Consider the following 18,388-nt stretch of genomic DNA (forward strand, 5'->3'; position numbering starts at 1 on the left):
TCACCAATGAGTTCATTTCGTTCATGTGTACAGCGGTCACGCGCACGTCGTGAGCGAAACAGTCGAACCCGGAGGAACCCCGTGAGCAGCACGAACACCCGGCGACGCCGCAGTGTGGCGCGGCAGCTCCTCGTCGGCCAGCTCGCGGTCGTGGTTCTCCTCGTGACGCTCGGCGGCGCTCTCGCCCTCGTCGACGCCCGCCGGGACAGCGACGAGAGCATCCGCCGGGAGGTCGTCGACATCGCCGTCTCGATCGCGACTGCCCCGTCCACGGTGACCGCACTCGCGAGTGCGGATCCCACAGCCGCGCTGCAACCGGTGACCGAGCGCGTGCGCATCGCGACGGGGATGGACTTCATCGTCGTCATGTCGCCCGACCGCACGCGTTTCACCCACACCACCACCGAGCTGATCGGCGGGCAGTTCACGGGCACGATCGACCGGGCGCTCGCCGGCGAGACGTTCACCGAGACATACCGCGGGTCTCTGGGACCGTCGATCCGCGCCGTCACGCCCGTGCTCGACGACGGCCGCGTCGTGGGGCTCGTCTCCGCCGGGGTCACCCGCCAGAAGATCTCCAGTCAATTCGTCGCCGGGCTCCCGGCAGTCCTCGGCATCATCGCGGCGGCACTCGGCGTGGCCCTCGCGGCGTCGTACTTACTCAATCGGCGGCTCAGTCGTCAGACCCTCGGGCTCGCGCCCGACGAGCTGCGCAGCATGTACGAGCACCACGACGCCGTCCTGCACTCCATCGGCGAGGGGCTGGTGGTGTGGGGCGACGACTCGGAGGCGGAGCTGGTCAACGACGAGGCGCGGCGGCTGCTGGACCTGCCCGAGGGTCCCGTGACGCGCGAGCGCCTTCCGGAATCGCTGCGCGGACTGGGCGACAACGCCGTTCGCGACGAGATGCACCTGACGACGACGCGTGTCCTCGTGGTGACCCAGGACCCCGTCCTGCACGGGTCCCGCCGGCTCGGCACGGTGACCGTGCTGCGCGATCACACCGAATTGCAGCGTGTCATGGGCGAACTCGACTCGATGACGTCCTTCGCCGAGTCGCTGCGCTCGCAGGCGCACGAGTCGGCGAACCGTCTCCACACCGTCATCACGATGGTCGAACTCGGCCGCACCGAGCAGGCGGTCGAGTTCGCCACCCAGGAACTCGAGCTGTCGCAGAACCTCATCGACCGGCTCATGAGCACGGTGCAGGAACCCGCGGTCGCAGCACTGTTGCTGGGCAAGGTGAGCCAGGCCGCCGAGCAGGGCGTCGAGCTCACGGTCACCGAGGACACCGCCCTCACCGACACCGAGTCCTTCGACCGACGCGAATTGGTCACTCTCGCCGGAAATTTGATAGACAATGCGATCGATGCAGCGAAGCAGTCGGACGAGCCGTGGGTGGAGGTGACCGTGCGCGAGAGCGAGACGGACCTCGTGATCCAGGTGGCGGACAGTGGACCGGGAATGGACGCGGACGCCCTGGCGAGAGCACGGACCCGCGGTTACTCCACCAAGTCCGGCTCGCGGGGCCTCGGTCTCGCGTTGGTCACCCAGGTGGTCGAACGCCATCACGGGACCCTGACGTCGGAGACGACCTACGGATCGGTCGTCACCGCGAGCATCCCGCATGAGTGAGGCACCCGGTCCCGGCGACACCGCCATCCGCGTGCTGATCGTCGAGGACGAACCCCTGATCGCGGAGGCCCATTCGAGCTATGTCGGTCGTGTTCCCGGCTTCACCGTGGGTGCGATGGTGCACACCGCGTCGGGCGCCATGCGCGCGGCGTCCAAGGCCATCGCCGACGGGTCGCCGTTCGATCTGGTCCTGCTCGACATCGGGCTGCCGGACGCCAACGGCATCGACGTCGCCGCCGCACTCGGTGGACTGCGCCCCGGACCCGACGTCATCGCCATCACCTCCGAGCGCGACCTCGCCGTCGTGCGCAACGCCGTCGCGCACGGAGTGGTGCTGTACCTGCTCAAGCCCTTCACCTTCGCGGCGTTCCGGGACAAGCTGGAACGGTACGGCGAGTTTCGCAGTGCCCTGCGCGACGGCGAGTCGGCGGTGAGTCAACGCGACATCGACCGCGCCATGGCCTCTCTGCGCACCGCGGACGAGCGCGCCGCCTCCCCCAAGGGCATCGCTCCGGCGACACTCACCGAGATCTCGAACAGCGTGCGGGCACAGCCCGAAGGACTCGGGGCCTCCGAGGCAGCCAAGGCCGTCGGCGTCTCCCGGGTGACGGCGTGGCGCTATCTCGAACGGCTCGCCGACGACGGGCTCGTCGAGCGGCACACCGAATACGGCAGGGCCGGACGGCCCCAGGTGCGGTACCGCTGGCGGTGAGTCAGCCCAGCGGGACCGTGCGCTCCAGGAACGCGATCTGATCGGCCACCACGTGCTCGAACGGGTCGCCGACATAGATCTCGAAGTGGCCGTACGGGTACACCTCGATCTGTCCGCGAGGCGCCTTCGCCGCATGGCGCAGGGTCGCCTTCGTCGGTGCGACGGTGTCCGGATCGCACACGCAGAACAGCACCGGCGCGGTGATCTTCTTCGCCGCCCGGCCGGGGAAGTACCGGGTGATGGCGAGTGCGAACCGAGCCGCCACCTCGTTGGAGAAGGCGGAACCGGGCGGCTGCAGACCGAGGTACCCGTCGAGCGCATCGGTGCTGGCCATCAGTGCGACACCACGGTGTTCCGCGGCGAGCGGCACCATCACGGGGGGCCTGCCCCGGAGCGATCCGACGATGTCCCGGACGGCGAGCGGGGTGATCCTGAGCGTCGTGCTCAGCGGCGTGGCCAGGGCCGACGCGAGCCCGTCGGTGAACGGGCACTGGGAGATCACCGCGGCGACCCGGCCGTCCCGAGCGGCGGCCTCGAGGACGTGGCCACCACCGAACGAGGACCCCCACAGCACCACTCGGGTCGGATCGATCCCGTCGATCGTGCGGGCGTGCGCGATGGCCGACGCCCAGTCCTCGAGTTGGAGCCTGATGTCGAGGAGCTGCCGTGGCTCGCCGCCACTGGCGCCGAAGTGGCGGTAGTCGAACACCAGGCACGCGTAGCCGGCAGCAGTGAAGCGCTCGGCGTACGCGTCGAGCCGCATCTCGCGGACACCGCCGAGACCGTGAGCGAGGACGACGATCGGCTGCCGCTCGCTCGGTGTGGCCGGACGGTACAGCCACGCCGCACAGGTGGCGTCCCCGGACACGAACTCGACATCACGACGTTCACTCACTGCGGCCCCCGACCGTCATTCGCTGCAGTCCACCCCCCGGCGAACGCCGTCAGCTTGCCGTATCGCGGCCACCCGTGGCAATCGCACCCGTGCGTTCGATCACCCACGCGTACTCGAAGGCGATCTCCTTCCACTTCTCGTATCGCCCGCTGACCCCGCCGTGCCCGGCACTCATCTCGGTCTTCAGCAGAATCGGCTCGCTGCCGGTGTTCTTCACCCGCAGAGCGGCGATCCACTTCGCGGGTTCGACGTAGAGCACGCGCGTGTCGTTGATCGAGGTGATGGCCAGGACGGCCGGGTAGTCCTTCTCCGCCACGTTCTCGTACGGGCTGTACGACTTCATGTAGTCGTAGACGTCCTTGTCCTCCAGCGGGTTTCCCCACTCGTCCCACTCGATCACCGTGAGCGGCAGCGATGGGTCGAGAATGGACGTGAGCGGATCCACGAACGGCACGTTGGCGAGGATGCCCGCGAACAGTTCGGGTGCGAGGTTGGCCACCGCTCCCATGAGGAGGCCGCCCGCACTGCCACCGTCGGCCACCAGACGATCGGGAGACGTCACCCCGGTGTCGATCAGATGCCGTGCGCACGAGACGAAGTCGGTGAACGTGTTCTTCTTGTGCAGCATCTTGCCGTCCTCGTACCAGAGGCGGCCCATCTCCCCGCCGCCGCGCACGTGCGCGATGACGAACACGATGCCCCGATCGAGCAGGGACAGTCTCGACACCGAGAAGCCCGGGTCCATGCTCGCCTCGTACGAGCCGTACCCGTACAGCAACGTCGGCGCGCCGCCCTCGGACACCTCGACGTCGACGCGCTTGATCACCGAGAGCGGCACTCGCGTGCCGTCCTCCGCCGTCGCCCACTCCCTGGTCTGGGTGTACCGCGTCGGGTCGAAATCGCCGAGCACCGGCTGCGACTTGCGCAGGATGCGCTCGCCAGAGGCCAGGTCGTAGTCGTAGACGCGCGAGGGCGTGATGAACGAGGTGTAACCGAAACGCAGCAGCGGTGCGTCCCACTCCGGATTCGAGCCGAGACCCACCGAGAACAGTTCCTCGTCGAACTCGAGCTCGTGACGCTCGCCGTAGCCGTTGTCGAGCAGTGGCCACAAGGCCATGCGCGGCACGGCTTCCCGGCGGTACGACAGCACCAGGTGGTGCGCGAACGCGTCGACGTCCTCGAGCCGCACGTCGTCGGCGTGCTCCAGGAGAATCGTCATGTCCGACGGGTCCTCCACCGGCGCGTCGGCCAGGACGAAGTTCTCCGCCTTCACTCCGTCGACGACGTCGTTGTGCAGGATCAGGAACCGGTCGCGGCCCGCGACCACGGCGTGCTCCGCGCTGTACTCGACGCCGTCCCTGCGCGGCAGGATCACGTGGAATTCGCCCGTCGGATCCTGCGCGTCGAGGTACCAGCCCTCGGTGGTGACCTTCGACCCCACCCAGATCACGAGGTACTTCTCGCTGCGCGTGGATCCGAAACTGACCCAGTAGGACTCGTCCGGCTCGTGGAAGACCACCACGTCCTCGGACGTGGGCGACCCGATCCGGTGTCGCCACACCTTGTCCGGACGCCACGAGTCGTCCACGGTCTGATAAAAGAGGTACTGCTGATCGGCGGACCAGGTCGCTCCGGGAGCGGTCTGCTCGATCTCGTCCGGGAACAGCTCTCCGGTACGAAGATCCTTGATGCGCAACGTGTACCGCTCGTCGCCGGCGGTGTCGACGGAGTACGCGAGCAGGTGTCCGTCGTCGCTCAGGGAGAATGCGCCGAGCGAGAAGAAATCGTGTCCTTCTGCCAGCACGTTGGCGTCGAGGACGATCTCCTCGCCGGGGACCTCGACACCCGGTTCGAGCGCGGGCGGCGTCCAGTCGTCCACCGAGGCGACCGGGCAGCGGCACTGCATGCCGTAACTCTTGCCCTCCAGCGTGCGCCCGTAGTACCACCAGAGTCCGCGGCGCGTGGGCACCGACAGATCGGTCTCCTGTGTGCGCGACTTGATCTCGTCGAAGATCGCCGTGCGCAGCGGCTCCAGGTGGGCCGTCTGTGCCTCGGTGTAGGCGTTCTCCGCCTCGAGGTACGCGACGACCTCGGGATCCGACTTCTCCCGCAACCACTCGTACGGGTCGACGACGACGTCACCGTGGTGGGTGCGCGTGTGCGGAACGGTCTTGGCGATCGGTGGTGTCGTCTGCTGTGCGTCGTGCGTCTGCATGTCGGTCACGGTCGTACCCAATCGTCGAAGGAGAGACCCGAGAGTCGTTCGTACGCCTCGACGTAACGCGACCGGGTGCGGTCGGCGATGTCGTCGGGCAGCGGCGGGGGCGGTGCGTCGCCGTGGCGGTCCCATCCGGACTCACCGGTCAGCCAGTCCCGGACGAACTGCTTGTCGAAACTCGGCTGCGCCTGCCCCTCGGTGTAGCCGTCGAGCGTCCAGTACCGGGACGAGTCGGGAGTCAGCACCTCGTCGGCAAGGACCACCTCGCCGTCGTCGTCGACACCGAACTCGAACTTGGTGTCGGCGAGGATGATTCCGCGTCCGGCGGCGAACTCCGCGGCGCGCGCGTAGATGTCGAGCGTCGCCGAGCGCAGCTTGTCCGCCGTGTCGGCTCCGACCAGGGCGACCACGGAATCGAAGTCGATGTTCTCGTCGTGATCGCCGATCGCCGCCTTGCTGGCGGGGGTGAAGATCGGCTCCGGGAGCTTGCTCGCCTCGGTGAGACCGTCCGGGAGCGGAACGCCGCACACCGCACCCGTCTCCCGATAGTCGAGCAGCCCGGACCCGGTGAGGTAGCCACGGGCGACACACTCGACCGGTGCCATGCGCAGCGCGCGCACCACCAGCGCGCGGCCGAGCACCTCCTGCGGGATCCGCGGATCCTCCGCGTCTCCGGCGAGGTGATCGCGCACGCCGAGAGTGTCGAAGAAGAACACGCTCATCGCGGTGAGCACGCGACCCTTGTCAGGAATGGGCGTCGACAGCACGTGGTCGTACGCGGAGATGCGGTCGCTCGCCACCAGGAGCAGATGGTCGTCGTCGATGCGATACAGGTCGCGGACCTTGCCGGCCGCCAGATGGGGATACTGCGAGAGAGAGGGGCGCACGACGTTCGAGCGTAGTCGTGCCGCGCATCGCGGTGGTGGCGGTGTCTGGCAGTGTTCGGAGGGACCCTCGGTACCGAGGCGAACGAAGGAGCGTGGCGGGTGACGACGACGGACAGGGTGCAGGTCGGATTCCGGTCCGAACGAGGCCCGATCCTGGCGGCGCTGATGCTCTGCAACTCGCTCGTCGCCCTCGACTCGACGATCATCGCCACGTCCGTCCTCACCATCGTCGACGATTTGGGCGGCTTCTCCCAGTTCCCGTGGCTCTTCTCGATCTACCTGCTCGCACAGGCCGTCACCGTGCCGGTCTACGGCAAGCTGGCGGATCTCTTCGGCCGCAAGCGTCTCGTCCTGTTCGGCATCGCCGTCTTCGCGATCGGCTCGGTGCTGTGCGGGATCGCCTGGAGTATGCCCGCCCTCATCGTCGCCCGGGCGATCCAGGGCATCGGCGCGGGCGCGATCCAACCGATGGTGCAGACGATCGCCGGCGACATCTACACCGTGCGCGAGCGCGCGAAGGCGCAGGGCTATCTGGCCAGCGTGTGGGCGATGTCGTCCATCGTGGGTCCCAGTCTCGGCGGCATCTTCTCCGAGTTCCTCTCGTGGCGCTGGATCTTCTTCGTCAACATCCCGCTGTGCCTGGTCGCGGCGGTGATGCTGATCCGCAAGTTCGACGAGACGGCGAGGCCGTCGACGCGGCAGAGCATCGACTACGTGGGCGCCGCGCTGCTCACCGTCGGCGCGGGCGCCCTCATCCTCGGGCTGCTCGAGGGTGGTCAATCGTGGGCGTGGACGTCGGGAGCGAGTGTCGCGGTCTTCGCCGTCGGAGTGGCCGGGCTCGCCGCCTTCGTGCTCGTCGAGAGACGCGTCGCGTCCCCCGTGCTGCCACTGTGGGTGCTGACGCGTCGCGTCCTGGTCGCCACGAGCGCCGTGGGCGCCGTCATCGGCGCCGTCGTGCTCACGCTCACCACGTACGTCCCGACGTTCGTCCAGGGCGTACTGGGGCTGAGCGCACTGGCGGGCGGCTTCACCCTCGCACCGCTCCTGTTGTCGTGGCCGCTGATGTCGTCACAGTCGGGTCGGGTGTATCTGCGCATCGGGTTCCGGCGCACCGCGGTCATCGGTGGGTCGATCGTCACGGCCGGTTCTCTGCTCACACTGGGATGGACCACGACGTCGTCGGTGTGGGAGATCTGCGTCGGGTGCCTCGTGATCGGAGCCGGGATGGGGCTGATCGCGGGCCCTGCGCTCATCGCGGCGCAGTCGAGTGTCGACTGGTCCGAGCGCGGAGTGGTCACCTCCACCAACACGTTCGCCCGCAACCTCGGCAGCGCCGTCGGCATCGCGGTGTGCGGGGCCATCGTCAATGCCACTGTCGGGGACGACGCATCGCCGGCCGAGCTCGGCGACGGTCTGCACATCGTGTTCTACACGGTGATCGGCGGAGCAGTCCTGCTCCTGATCGCCGCACTCGCGATGCCCGGTGGCCGTATCGCCGATCCCGAGAAGAGCTAGAGGCCGACGCGCTCGAGGAGTGCCTCGAACTCCTCCTGCGCCTGCGCTTCCGACTTGCCCTCGCGCAGAGCGCGCTTGTAGCCCGCGAGCGCCATCGCTTCGTACCGCTTGTAGGAGGCCAGCCACTCCTCGGCGCGCTCGCGCCAGTACCCGATGACCGAGCACTCACGGGTGCTCATGCCCCACTGCTTGCGCACGTGGGAGCGCACCGCGCGGGACGCGCCCGCCTCACCGGCGAACCACACGTATCCGGAGCCCGCGGGACGCTCGTACGACGCGACCGCATCGGGGAGAACACTCGGCATCACACCGTTGCCGGTACCCACGCGCCAGTCGACGGTGACGTCCGCCGCCGTGTCGAACGACTGGATGTCGGCGGGGTCGAGGACCTCGAGCACGACGTGGGTCCGCAGCCCGGCCGGTGCCTGTTCGAGTGCTCGGGCGATGGCCGGCAGACCCGTCTGGTCCGCCACGAGCAGTTGCCACGCGGCGTCCTCGGGACACCGGTACCAGGAGCGGGGGCGCGAGAGGACGACGCTGTGGCCCGGGCGCGCCAGCCGCGCCCAGTTCGACGCGACGCCGCTCTCGTGGAGGACGAAGTCGATGGTCAGCGTGTCGTCGTCGCGCATGCGGACGGTGTAGTTGCGGCACTCCGGCCGCGTCGCCGCGTCGTGGTAGCCCCACACGCCCTTACAGCAGGTCATCGGCGGCAGGACGTCGTCGACGGCGGGCGGGAAGTACACGGTCACGCACTCGTCCGGTGCCTCGACGCCGACGTAGTAGCGGAGCGAAGACCCGCCGAACACCACGCGCACGAGGTTCGGTGACAACCTGCTCACGGACTGGACAGTCGCGGCGTAGAAGCCCGGCTCGACGATGGAGTCCGCGTCGATCTCGAACGCCGTGGACATCGCAACCCCCTCGCCTGGACGTCGATCCTTGCGGAATCGATCTGTAAGGCGAGCCTAACCATCGTTGAGCGAGATCGCAATGGTCCCATCACATCGATCCATGTATGTGAGTTGTCCCAGAAGGCGGTGCGCGGCCGGTCAGCGGCATCAGCCGGACCTAGTCTTCGAAGACGATGGAGCTGAGACAACTGCCTCTCGCTGGGCTTGCGCGTGCCCGACGAATGCTTCGCACTCTGGATGTCACCACCGGAGTAGACAGTCGAATCACCCGCCGACATTTCGGTCGCGACGGGGTCACCTCGGCGTCCAGCTCCCGACGCAACCATGTGCTCGTTGCGCCGCCCGGACAGGGCAACGTGGGAGATCAGAGCATGGTCGAAGCGTTCTGCGAAAATTCCGTCCACCCGGTCGTTCTGGTCACTCGGTACGCCGACGATCTGTCCGTGCCCGCCGATCTGGCGAATCGCGTCAGCATCGTTCCCATCGACGGACTCCTCAACGGGCGTGGACGGCTACACGCAAAGGCAGTTCGGCAATTCACCGCGCTGCTCGAGGACGCACGGACAGTTTCCGTGATCGGCGCTGACATCATGGACGGGGCGTACAACCCCAGAACCTCTGTGCGCCGTTCGGACATAGCCACGTGTGCTCGAAGGGCCGGGTTCGACACACGAGTGATCGGATTCAGCTGGAGCAGTCATCCAACGCGGTCGGCTCTACGTTCGCTGCGCACTGCAGGGGACGCGGGCGTCCGACTGTGCGTTCGCGATCCACTGTCGGCCGAACGCGCTCGCGTCGACGGGGTGAGCGGCGTGGTGGAGACTGCCGACATCGTGTTCGCGGCGACCTCGGTGTCCTCGAGCGCACGCTCCACTCTGGTCCCCTTCGCCGGCGCATACGCAGTGGTCAACGCCAGCGGCCTTCTCACATCGCCCGACCAGGCCGACGATCTCGCGCGTGTCGTAGTGCACCTGATCGAGGGCGGACTCCCGGTCCTTCTACTGCCTCATGTGATTCGCCCACTCACGGGCGACCGCGAGGCGTGCAAAGCCGTCCTACGTGCCATCGACCCCGCCCGCTCGGACTCCGTCGCTCTATGGGAGGGCGACGTCGTGTCACCCGCCGAGATCCGTGGCATCGCGGAAGGAGCGACCGTGGTCGTTACCGGACGAATGCACCTGGCGATAAATGCGCTCTTCAGCGGAGTCCCAGCGGTGATACTCGCCTCGCAGGGAAAGGTGGAGGGCTTGGCGCGACTGTTCGATCGCGACGAACTCTGCCTCGACGCCGGACCCGGTGCGGCAGAACGCATAACAGCTGCCCTCGACGCGGTCCTCGCCGACCGCGAGTCGGTCTCGTACGACCTGCGGGCCCGACTTCCCCGCATTCGGCGGTCCGCGCTCGACAATCTGCACGGGCTCGACAGCGCTCACTGAGGCAGTAACAAAATTGGAATTTGTTCGCGCGGCCCGATCGTGGCAAGGATTCCGGTCGACGTCGTCGAGCGAGGCGTAACTAGGGTGAAACGGACACCAACCAATCAGTCCGTTTCGTTCTTCCGACCAAAACAATCCATTGCACGGTTCGAGCCGCAGCCGTTACTCGATCGGCGATCCGTCGCGGTTGTCCTCCGTAGTGCCATCCCTTTACTGTAAGCAAAGGCAACGTTGAAATGTGCCGTCGGGGCGCGAGAATTCGATCACTCGACGGACTCACGTCCGCAGTACGAAGGATGTTCGATGAAAGACGACATACTGTCGACGGTAGTTCCGCCGGGATCAAAGGTTCTGTGGGTTGCGTCTTCCGGAGGCCACTTCGCACAATTGTCTCGCTTCGCGGATGCGTCGGCCGCACACGCCGATTCCCGCTGGGTAACCTTCGATACACCTCAGACACAGGGTGCTGTAACACGATTCGAGAAGACGTACTTCCCCTATGTTGCCCCGCGCGACTGGCGGGGTGTCGGGCGCGCGGCCGCGCTCACCAAATCCCTCCTCGATCGTGAGCACTTCGACATGTGCATCAGCACCGGGGCCGCTCTGGCCCTCGGGGTATTGCCGGTGGCGGCAGCACGCGGAATTTCCACGCATTACATCGAATCGGTCTCACGAGTGGCCGGCCCCTCCGTGACCGGCCGACTTCTGCATCGCGTGCCCCGCATCAACACCTACACACAGCACCGGTCATGGGCCGGAAAAAATTGGGAATGGATCGGATCGGTGCTCGACACCTGGACATCGCATCCTCGTCACGACGTGGTGACTCCGCGGAAGATCTTCGTGACACTGGGGACGATCAAGCCGTATCGCTTCGACAGAGCGATCGACGCAGTGCTGGGCGTGACGCGACCGGACGACGACGTGGTCTGGCAACTCGGTTGCACGACGCGGCACGACCTACCGGGCACAGTCCACAACGAGATCTCACCGGCAGCATTCCATCACTACGCCGCCACATCCGACATCACGGTCACGCACGCCGGAGTCGGGAGCATCATGCAGTTGCTCGACATGGGCATCACCCCGTCGATAGTCGTGCGCGAGCGAGAAGCCTCGGAACATGTCGACGATCACCAGCGTCAGATCGCAGACGAGATGACCAGACGAGGGTTGGCTTTCGAACTCGACCTGTCGGCCCCCGATCGCGTCACCTTGGACAGATCAGCTCAGCGAATCGCACTGGCCGCCTGATTATCCGACCGTCCCGGCGCGCTTCGCACGCACGAGATGCACGGTGGAGATCACCGAACGGATGTCGGATCGCACCCGCGCAGACAACCCGCACACGACGGCGAGACAGACGGCGAAGACGCCGGCCCGACAGACAGCCACGAGGGCTCCGTTATCGATCAGGTCCTCGAGGGGTATGAGGTACGCGGTGGCCGCACAGATCGAATAGGTCACGACGGCACGGAATCCGGACCAGAACATGGCACCGGTCGGCGCCGATGTCACACGCGATATCCACCACAGTCCCAAGGGCCAACTGACGATCGAACCGAGTGCGAAACCCCACGCCACCGCGATAGGTGACACCAGCGATCCCGCCACGATGAACGCGACGGTGAATGCTCGACTGACGAGAGTGAACCGGAGATTCGATCCCGGCAGCCCCTTGGACAGAAACACCCAATACGTCGCGTAGGACGCGACCTGCGCCGCGCCCGCGATCAGCAGGACCTGGAGGTACGGAACGGCCGGCACCCACTGCGCACCGAAGACCGTGTTCATCAACCACGTCGCATTGGCCCATGCGAGAGCGAATGCAGCAAGAAGAACGTGCATCAGGATGGCCTGGCCACGGAGAAGGAACGCCGAATATCGGTCGTCGTCCTCTTCCAAGCGTCGAAGAACCGGGAGCGCGACACTCGTCGCCGGAGCCTGGATCTGGTTCAGAGGGGACGTGAAGATCTGGAATGCCCGGTCGTACAGCCCGAGGCTGACCGAACCGAATCGGGCTCCGATCAAGACCGAGTCGACGTTACGACTGACGTATGCGACCAGTTGCGTGGCCACCACGTTCCCGCCGAAACGGAGCAGGTGCCCCATGTCGTGGCCACGCCGCGGGAGACCGGGCCACCACCGAGACACCACCGGTCCAGCAACAGCCACGGTTGCCGACTGCACTATGACCTGGGCGATCAGCGCGTGATACTCCCAGCCCGCCAGCGCACCCACAACCGCGACACCGATGCCCATCAGTTGTGCGGCGACGTCGATCAACGCGAGCGAACCGAATCTCAGGTTTCTGTTCAGACGGACGCGAAACTGTGTCGAGAATCCGCTCATCAGGAAAGTCACCGACAAACTGAGCGCTATCACCCGCAGTTCAGGCCGGTCGTAGAACGCCGAGATCACGCCGGAACAGGCAGCAACCACCGCTCCCAGGGCAAGACCGATCCCGGTGTTGATCCAGAACAGGTTGGACTGCTGCCGATGGGTGAGCACCTTCGCTTGCAGAGCTGCCGAGGAGAGGCCGAAGTCTCGAAGCAGCTCGCCCACTCCGATGATGGCGGTGACCATGGCGATGAGCCCGTATTGCTCGGGTCCGAGCAACCGGGACAACACGATCAGACCGAGAAGCTGGACCACGATCTTCGATACCTGTCCACCGAACGACAACGCGGCACCGCGAGCCGCCGTTCGTCCCAACGATGTTTCCGAGATATTCGTGGGTTCTGTCATGTACCCGTGTACTCGTTCGTCCGCACGCTCCGTTCACGCTGTGCATGCCGCACCGGTGACAGCGCGACGACCACGCCCAGCAGGATCCAGAAGGGCACCGGCAACCCCCGATTGGTGAAGACCGGAACGATGAAGGCCGACGCGACACTGCACGCGAACAGGGTCATCACCGGTGCAGACATACGCGACGCCGAGCGGTACAGGACCGACGCGATCGCTGCGATGACGAGGACGAACACCACCATGGCCGGGACCCCGAACGACAACGCGACACCCAGCCACTGCGACTCCGCCGAGCCCCAGGCGAGAACCGGAGGCCTCGCCGACGACCCGAAGACGTCAGCCCCCCAACCTGTGACCGGTCGGTCCGCGATCGCGGGTAACGTTTGCTCAGTCCAGACCCGGTAGCGGTACGCGAGCGTACTAGGGATCCACGAACTTCCCGGATCGGCGACGGGCCCTGTGGGCGGTCCGCTACTCGTCCGGGCCGGAGTCGTCTGCTGATCGACTCGGGCCTGCAAGACCGGCCTGGTGAGAACGAACGATAGTGCGCCGGCCACGATGCCCGAGGTACTCAGGAAAACGAGTGGGCGCCACCCGCCGACCACGGCCGTGACGAGACACAGGGCGGCCGCGGTTGCGATCACCGAGATGGTGGCTGACGCCAGCGCGCCCGCGATCGCTGCTACGGCGGCCGTCCACACCATTACCAGAGCACTCCGGCGGCGCGGCCGCATGAGCAGAACGCAACCCACGGCCGCGAGAACCGCGCAGAAATACATTCCGGCACCGGTCCAGTGACCGATGAAAGCGGTCGAACGCAAGGTGCGACCGTCGTCGATCCGATCCGACAATCCGCCCGCAGGCGCAACGGTCAGCACCAGTCGTGCGAGATCCCTCGATGCGAGCTGAGCCAGTGCGGCTACCGCGCTCGGAACGACCGGAATGGTGAAGGCCACCAGCAGAGCCATCGCGTCGGTGCGGTGGCGTACGACGAGCCGCACCGCTGCGTATCCGACGAGGAAGTAGAGCGGATAGATCGCGTTGGTGACGCTCGCCTGGATGTCGGATGTCGCTACGTTCCACAACTCGACAGCGACGGACAGCCCCACGAACGCGAGAAGAGCGACGTCCGACAAGAGCGGGCGGATGCGGGGCGCGGTGCGTCGACTGTGCGCCGTCCAGGCCAGGACGAGAGCCGCGAAGACGAGAACGTGCCACGGGCGCAACGGAATTCCTGGGACGATCGAACGCACGCCCACGGCCGCAGAGGCTGTTCCCAGGAGAAGCCCGACGACGGCAGGTGCATTTTTCATGCGCGCACCGCCTCTGCAGCATCGACTACCGCGTCGACCCGGCGCTCCCACGTGTGGTCATCTGCCACCGACTGCCGGGATGCCTGAATGTCGCGCGGGGAACGCCCGAATCCTTCCGGGTGCTTGAGGATGGCGACGAGGTCCTGCTCGGTTCGGTAGAGATGGACGGCGGCTCCGGACGATTGCAACGCGCGCGCATCGGCGGAGGGGGTACACACGATCTCGAGACCGAGTCCTGCGTACTCGTAGAGCTTGAGCGGGCTGTGATACATGGTAGAACTCGACGACGCTCGGTGCCCGGCGATTCCTACATCCCAACCCGCCATGCGCTTGATCGCATCTACCTGTGGGAGTCGGCCGGCGAACGACACGAATTCGGTCCACCCGGCGGTCTCGACCAGTCCGCGGAGATCGGCCAGCGCCGGGCCGTCGCCGATGATCTCGACGGCTACCGGTCGGCCGTCGACGAGTACCTTCTTCTCGCACAGGTGTTTGCAGATCGACGCCACCACCGTGTTCAGATCGTGCCATGCCACCACGGACCCGACGAAGCCGAAGGTGAAGTGCGTCGCCGTGGTCCGGGGCACCGTCAGAAGCGACGAATCCAGCCCGTTCGGCACCACGAGAATCCTGGAACGATCAAGTCGCGCAAAGTCGACCAACTCCGAAGCGAGCGAATCGCTGACAGCGACAACAACATCAGCGCGCCGTAGAACGTGACGCTCGATAGCTCGGGTCAGCCACTCCGCCTTCGATATGTTCCGATCACGTGAGGTCTCCCGCGAGAGAATGCCGTTGGCTTCGACGACTCGAACGGCACTGCGTTTGTAGCGGTGGAACGATGTCAAAGATTGGAATACGGACAACCGCTCATAGATGACGGCCGGACGCTCCCGAATACAGCTGAGTGCCAACATCACCAGACCCGACCACACCATGATGACGCATCTGACGACATCGACAGTCACTGTTCGCGCACTACCGATGTTCTGATACTGGGTCTGCTCGACACGGGAAAACCGCCCGAGCAATGGGAATTCGGACGCGAGGAACAACCGCGTTCCGATGTTCCGTTCCCCCGCGGCGCGCAGGAAGTTCAAAATGTGAGTTCTCGGCCCCGGCGTGTTGGAGGGGCTGCCGAGCGAGATTCGCACGCCGCCGACAAGATAGTGAAGCATCGTCCGATCCTTGCTGTCGTGACCTCCCAGAACGCGTCGATACGCGGCCGAATGTCCGGCACCCACGTCGGCCAGATCCCGCCCGACGAAACGAGGGCGAGCTCCCGCGGCACGTGCGACAGAGGCGTCGAGGGCATCGGACAGGTCTCCGGGTGTCACGCTCGGCCCTTCGTAGAGATGAAGCCACTCCGCGCCGACTTCGTCGCGTATCAGCTCGGTGCTCGGCGAGCGAGGCGCGACGACCGTCCGTGCCATGCTCAGCGCCAGCAGCAGGGCGCCAGAGTTGTGCATCGCCCGATACGGCAGGACCACCACGGACGACTGTCGTACTTCCGCTGCGAGGTCTTCGTCGGAGAGATACCCGAACTTCGTCGTCACGTTCGACCTCGATTCGGCGAAGGCGCTCACCCGAGCGACCACGTCGACGCTCTTCGGCTTACCTACTATCCGAAGTGACGCATCGCGTCGGGTCAATCCGTCGAACGCGGACGTGAGATCGTCGAGGCCCTTGTAGTCCCTGATGAGGCCGAAGTAGAGCAGAACCCCGTTGCCCTGACCATCCACGGGCGAGAAGTTCGGGAAGTCGCGATAGTGGTTGTGCGGAATGACGAAGGTCGGCAGTGAGCCGTCGACGGGCGTCGCCGAGTTCAGAACGATATTCGCACGTGTCAACGATGCCAACGTAGCGACGAGGAACCGCTCGAGTGTCCTGACGCCTTCATGCGGTGCGATGTTGTGCACGGTTCGAAACACGGGAGTGCGTGTCAGCGCGATACGAGAAGCCAGTGCTGCCGTTCCTACTCGCTTGAGAGCCGTTCGAGTCGGGGTACTTCCCCGCATCAAGAACTCTGGCCAGTGCACGTGCAGCACATCGTAGTGGCCGAAAAGTGCTGTCCGCCACGAGAAAGGCAACACGACGACGTCATCTCCGCTGGAGGCCATCATCAGATCGATGAACCCGGTGGTCCCGTCGGGTGCGGACAACGCATGCAGAGCCACGAGTCGCCCCGGTCGGGTGCTGCGGCGTGACCGTCGTGCGAGGACAGGCACCCTCACGATCCGGAGCAGTCCGGAACGTCGATCGTCGCAGTGCCGTCCAATGTCTGGGGTTGAACGGGCGCGCGAGCGGCCCCGGCAGCTGTCGGCTCGACCAGGTCGAGCACCAGAGTCTTCGTCTGCCCCGGCTCCACGACCAGCGGTGTGTAGAACACCGGGTGATTGCGTTCCTGACCGGTCAGGAGGAAGACCTGCTGGCCGTCGATCGTCGCCTTGGACAGCGTGGATCCAGTCGTGGTCAGGACGGACACCACTGAGCGGTTCGTTCCTGGCGGCCCCTCGTAGGCGGTGGTCTCGTTCTGACGGCCGGCGATGTATCTCGGATAGTCCTGCGCAGGTGCAGTGTTGGTGACGGTGGCCGTGATCTGCGACGTTCGCGTGTCTCCAACACACGACGAAGCGGTGTAGGTGACGTCACGCTTCAGGTAGTAGTCGAGTTTGCCGCCGGCGCCGTTGTTCACGATCACCGATGCGTACGGCGCCGGATCGTCCGGAACCTCGTGCGCGATCTTGGTTCCCGACAGCACGCTCTGCACAGCCGAATCGGCACTCCAGACAGCGGTGTGACCCTCGCTCACGCCACGTCCGATCGCGTCCAGCAACTTCGCCGGGTTCTTGATCTTGCCCTCCACTTTGGAGAAGACACGCGCGGCGATCTGCTGGAGGTAGTCCTTGCGCGCGGCGTTGTCGTCCGCGAAGCGGAAGTACGCCTCAGACTGGGTCAGGTTCACGACGTTGTCCTCGGTGACCTGTTCCCCGTCGGCGAGCGTCACGGGTCCGACGACACCGAGGATGTAGCTCAGGGCCACCGGGTCCGTCGCCAGTACGCCGTCGACAGACTGACCCGATTCCTGCTGCCAGATCGACCGAAGAATCTCGCCGGCATACGGAAAGTGAGAGCTCACGTTGGCGTTCTGCCAGTTGGCCGTCGCGTTGTACTGGTTCCCGTAATTCTTTGCGAAGTCCGCGCCCAGGTCGATCGGGTCGTAGTTGCGGCGTAATTCGCTGTTCTTCGCCAGTTCGTCCAGCTCTATTTTTCCCCGGTCAGCATCGATGATGGCGAATCCGCCCATCAGCCCGCCGGTACCACGCGATTCCGCATTCGTCTGGAAGGCCAAGAAGTAACTCTTGGGCGCATTCTCGCCGAGCATGTCCGGGAGGATCTTCGACGCGAGGCTGGTATTGGTGAGCAGCCCGGACAGGTCGTCCAGCTGTGCCTTCAACGAGTCGCCGGCCTCGGTGACCTGGGGCAGGTAGCTCTCGGTGTCGATGGACTCGGCACGATCGTTCAACTCGCCGGCCGACACCGACACCTGCTCCAGCGTCGGCGATGCATCGCGAAGGGCGCCCAGGTCGATCGTGCCGTCGTCTGCGCGCAGTTCACTCGGGTTCAGGACGGCACCGACTTCGACGGCGGGCTGCAGGACCTCGGTCGTGAGGTCGTGGACGAGCCCGGTGAGAGGCCCCACGACGTCGAGCGGGGAGCCGACGCCCGGAATCGCGGCGACGGCTTTCCAGATGGGCGACTCGGTGGCGTCCAGCGCATCCGACGACGCCGCGGTGGCGTCCGCGACGTGCTCGCGGCCCTCGTCCGCGTTGCCCGCCAGGATCGCCGACCGCGCCGCCAGCGCGTCGTCGCGCGCCGAGCTCAGTCCCTTGTACGCAGTGAAGACGGTCCATCCGAACCATGCGACGAGCCCGAGCAGCACGATGACGACAACCCATACCCAGATCGGTACACGTCGCCGACGGCGTGCCGCCGCGGTTTCCTCGAGCTCAGTCGACACGAAATTCCTCTGCTCGTACACGGATCGGGATTCGGCGGAAGTGTATCAATCGTCTTCGGGTCGTGCGTCGCGTCACTCGGCACGCATTCACCCC

General features: G+C 65.9%; 13 protein-coding genes. 5 read left to right on the plus strand and 8 right to left on the minus strand.

What is annotated here, in order from left to right; all coding sequences use genetic code 11:
- The first annotated feature begins 81 nt into the window (after positions 1–81).
- Both HQ306_RS04870 and HQ306_RS04875 read left to right on the plus strand, forming a co-directional pair.
- Positions 82–1,635 carry a sensor histidine kinase gene (locus tag HQ306_RS04870; protein WP_308115568.1) on the plus strand — a complete coding sequence of 518 codons (1,554 nt, stop codon included), beginning with the start codon at positions 82–84 and terminating at the stop codon, positions 1,633–1,635.
- Positions 1,628–2,347 (plus strand): response regulator, encoded by a 720-nt coding sequence (locus HQ306_RS04875; protein WP_222627899.1) that lies wholly within the window; start codon positions 1,628–1,630, stop codon positions 2,345–2,347. Before HQ306_RS04870 ends, HQ306_RS04875 begins: the two co-directional genes overlap by 8 nt.
- A 1-nt stretch (position 2,348) precedes the next feature.
- Here the strand turns inward: HQ306_RS04875 and HQ306_RS04880 are convergent, their stop codons facing one another.
- Genes HQ306_RS04880 through HQ306_RS04890 form a run of 3 tightly spaced genes read right to left on the minus strand, consistent with a single transcriptional unit; the run spans position 2,349 to position 6,347 of the window.
- A complete protein-coding gene (locus tag HQ306_RS04880; protein WP_222627901.1) occupies positions 2,349–3,242 on the minus strand; it encodes an alpha/beta hydrolase in 894 nt (297 codons plus the stop codon).
- 49 nt (positions 3,243–3,291) lie between these two features.
- Complete coding sequence (locus HQ306_RS04885; protein WP_222627903.1) at positions 3,292–5,457, minus strand: S9 family peptidase; 2,166 nt, start codon at positions 5,455–5,457, stop codon at positions 3,292–3,294.
- 5 nt (positions 5,458–5,462) lie between these two features.
- The gene (locus HQ306_RS04890; RefSeq protein WP_222627905.1) at positions 5,463–6,347 is read right to left on the minus strand and encodes a phosphoribosylaminoimidazolesuccinocarboxamide synthase; all 885 of its coding nucleotides are present in this window, start codon (positions 6,345–6,347) and stop codon (positions 5,463–5,465) included.
- Between the two features lie 99 nt (positions 6,348–6,446).
- Here HQ306_RS04890 and HQ306_RS04895 point away from each other — a divergent pair, with 99 nt between their 5' ends.
- Positions 6,447–7,862: an MDR family MFS transporter gene (locus HQ306_RS04895; RefSeq protein ID WP_308115567.1), complete on the plus strand. Its 1,416-nt coding sequence runs from the start codon at positions 6,447–6,449 to the stop codon at positions 7,860–7,862.
- Here HQ306_RS04895 and HQ306_RS04900 read toward each other — a convergent pair.
- Positions 7,859–8,773, minus strand: coding sequence for a siderophore-interacting protein (locus HQ306_RS04900; RefSeq protein WP_222627907.1), 915 nt, complete (start codon positions 8,771–8,773; stop codon positions 7,859–7,861). The genes HQ306_RS04895 and HQ306_RS04900 overlap by 4 nt on opposite strands.
- 590 nt (positions 8,774–9,363) lie before the next feature.
- On the opposite strand from HQ306_RS04900, the gene HQ306_RS04905 reads away from it, so the two are divergent.
- A complete protein-coding gene (locus tag HQ306_RS04905) occupies positions 9,364–10,209 on the plus strand; it encodes a polysaccharide pyruvyl transferase family protein (RefSeq protein ID WP_261770280.1) in 846 nt (281 codons plus the stop codon).
- A 579-nt stretch (positions 10,210–10,788) separates the two neighbouring features.
- Positions 10,789–11,463 carry a glycosyltransferase gene (locus HQ306_RS04910; RefSeq protein ID WP_222627912.1) on the plus strand — a complete coding sequence of 225 codons (675 nt, stop codon included), beginning with the start codon at positions 10,789–10,791 and terminating at the stop codon, positions 11,461–11,463.
- Here the strand turns inward: HQ306_RS04910 and HQ306_RS04915 are convergent, their stop codons facing one another.
- From HQ306_RS04915 to HQ306_RS22535, 4 genes are read right to left on the minus strand one after another with little or no spacing between them, the layout of a single operon-like run.
- A complete protein-coding gene (locus HQ306_RS04915; protein WP_222627914.1) occupies positions 11,464–12,957 on the minus strand; it encodes a lipopolysaccharide biosynthesis protein in 1,494 nt (497 codons plus the stop codon).
- On the minus strand, positions 12,954–14,273 hold the full coding sequence (locus tag HQ306_RS04920) for an O-antigen ligase (RefSeq protein ID WP_222627916.1): 1,320 nt from the start codon (positions 14,271–14,273) through the stop codon (positions 12,954–12,956). Before HQ306_RS04920 ends, HQ306_RS04915 begins: the two co-directional genes overlap by 4 nt.
- Complete coding sequence (locus HQ306_RS04925) at positions 14,270–16,450, minus strand: glycosyltransferase (protein WP_222627918.1); 2,181 nt, start codon at positions 16,448–16,450, stop codon at positions 14,270–14,272. The genes HQ306_RS04920 and HQ306_RS04925 overlap by 4 nt, the downstream gene beginning before the upstream one ends.
- A gap of 53 nt (positions 16,451–16,503) precedes the next feature.
- A complete protein-coding gene (locus tag HQ306_RS22535) occupies positions 16,504–18,294 on the minus strand; it encodes a DUF4012 domain-containing protein (RefSeq protein ID WP_222627920.1) in 1,791 nt (596 codons plus the stop codon).
- Between the last annotated feature and the right edge of the window lie 94 nt (positions 18,295–18,388).

Source organism: Rhodococcus sp. BP-160, assembly GCF_019836205.1.
Taxonomy (GTDB): Bacteria; Actinomycetota; Actinomycetes; order Mycobacteriales; family Mycobacteriaceae; genus Rhodococcoides.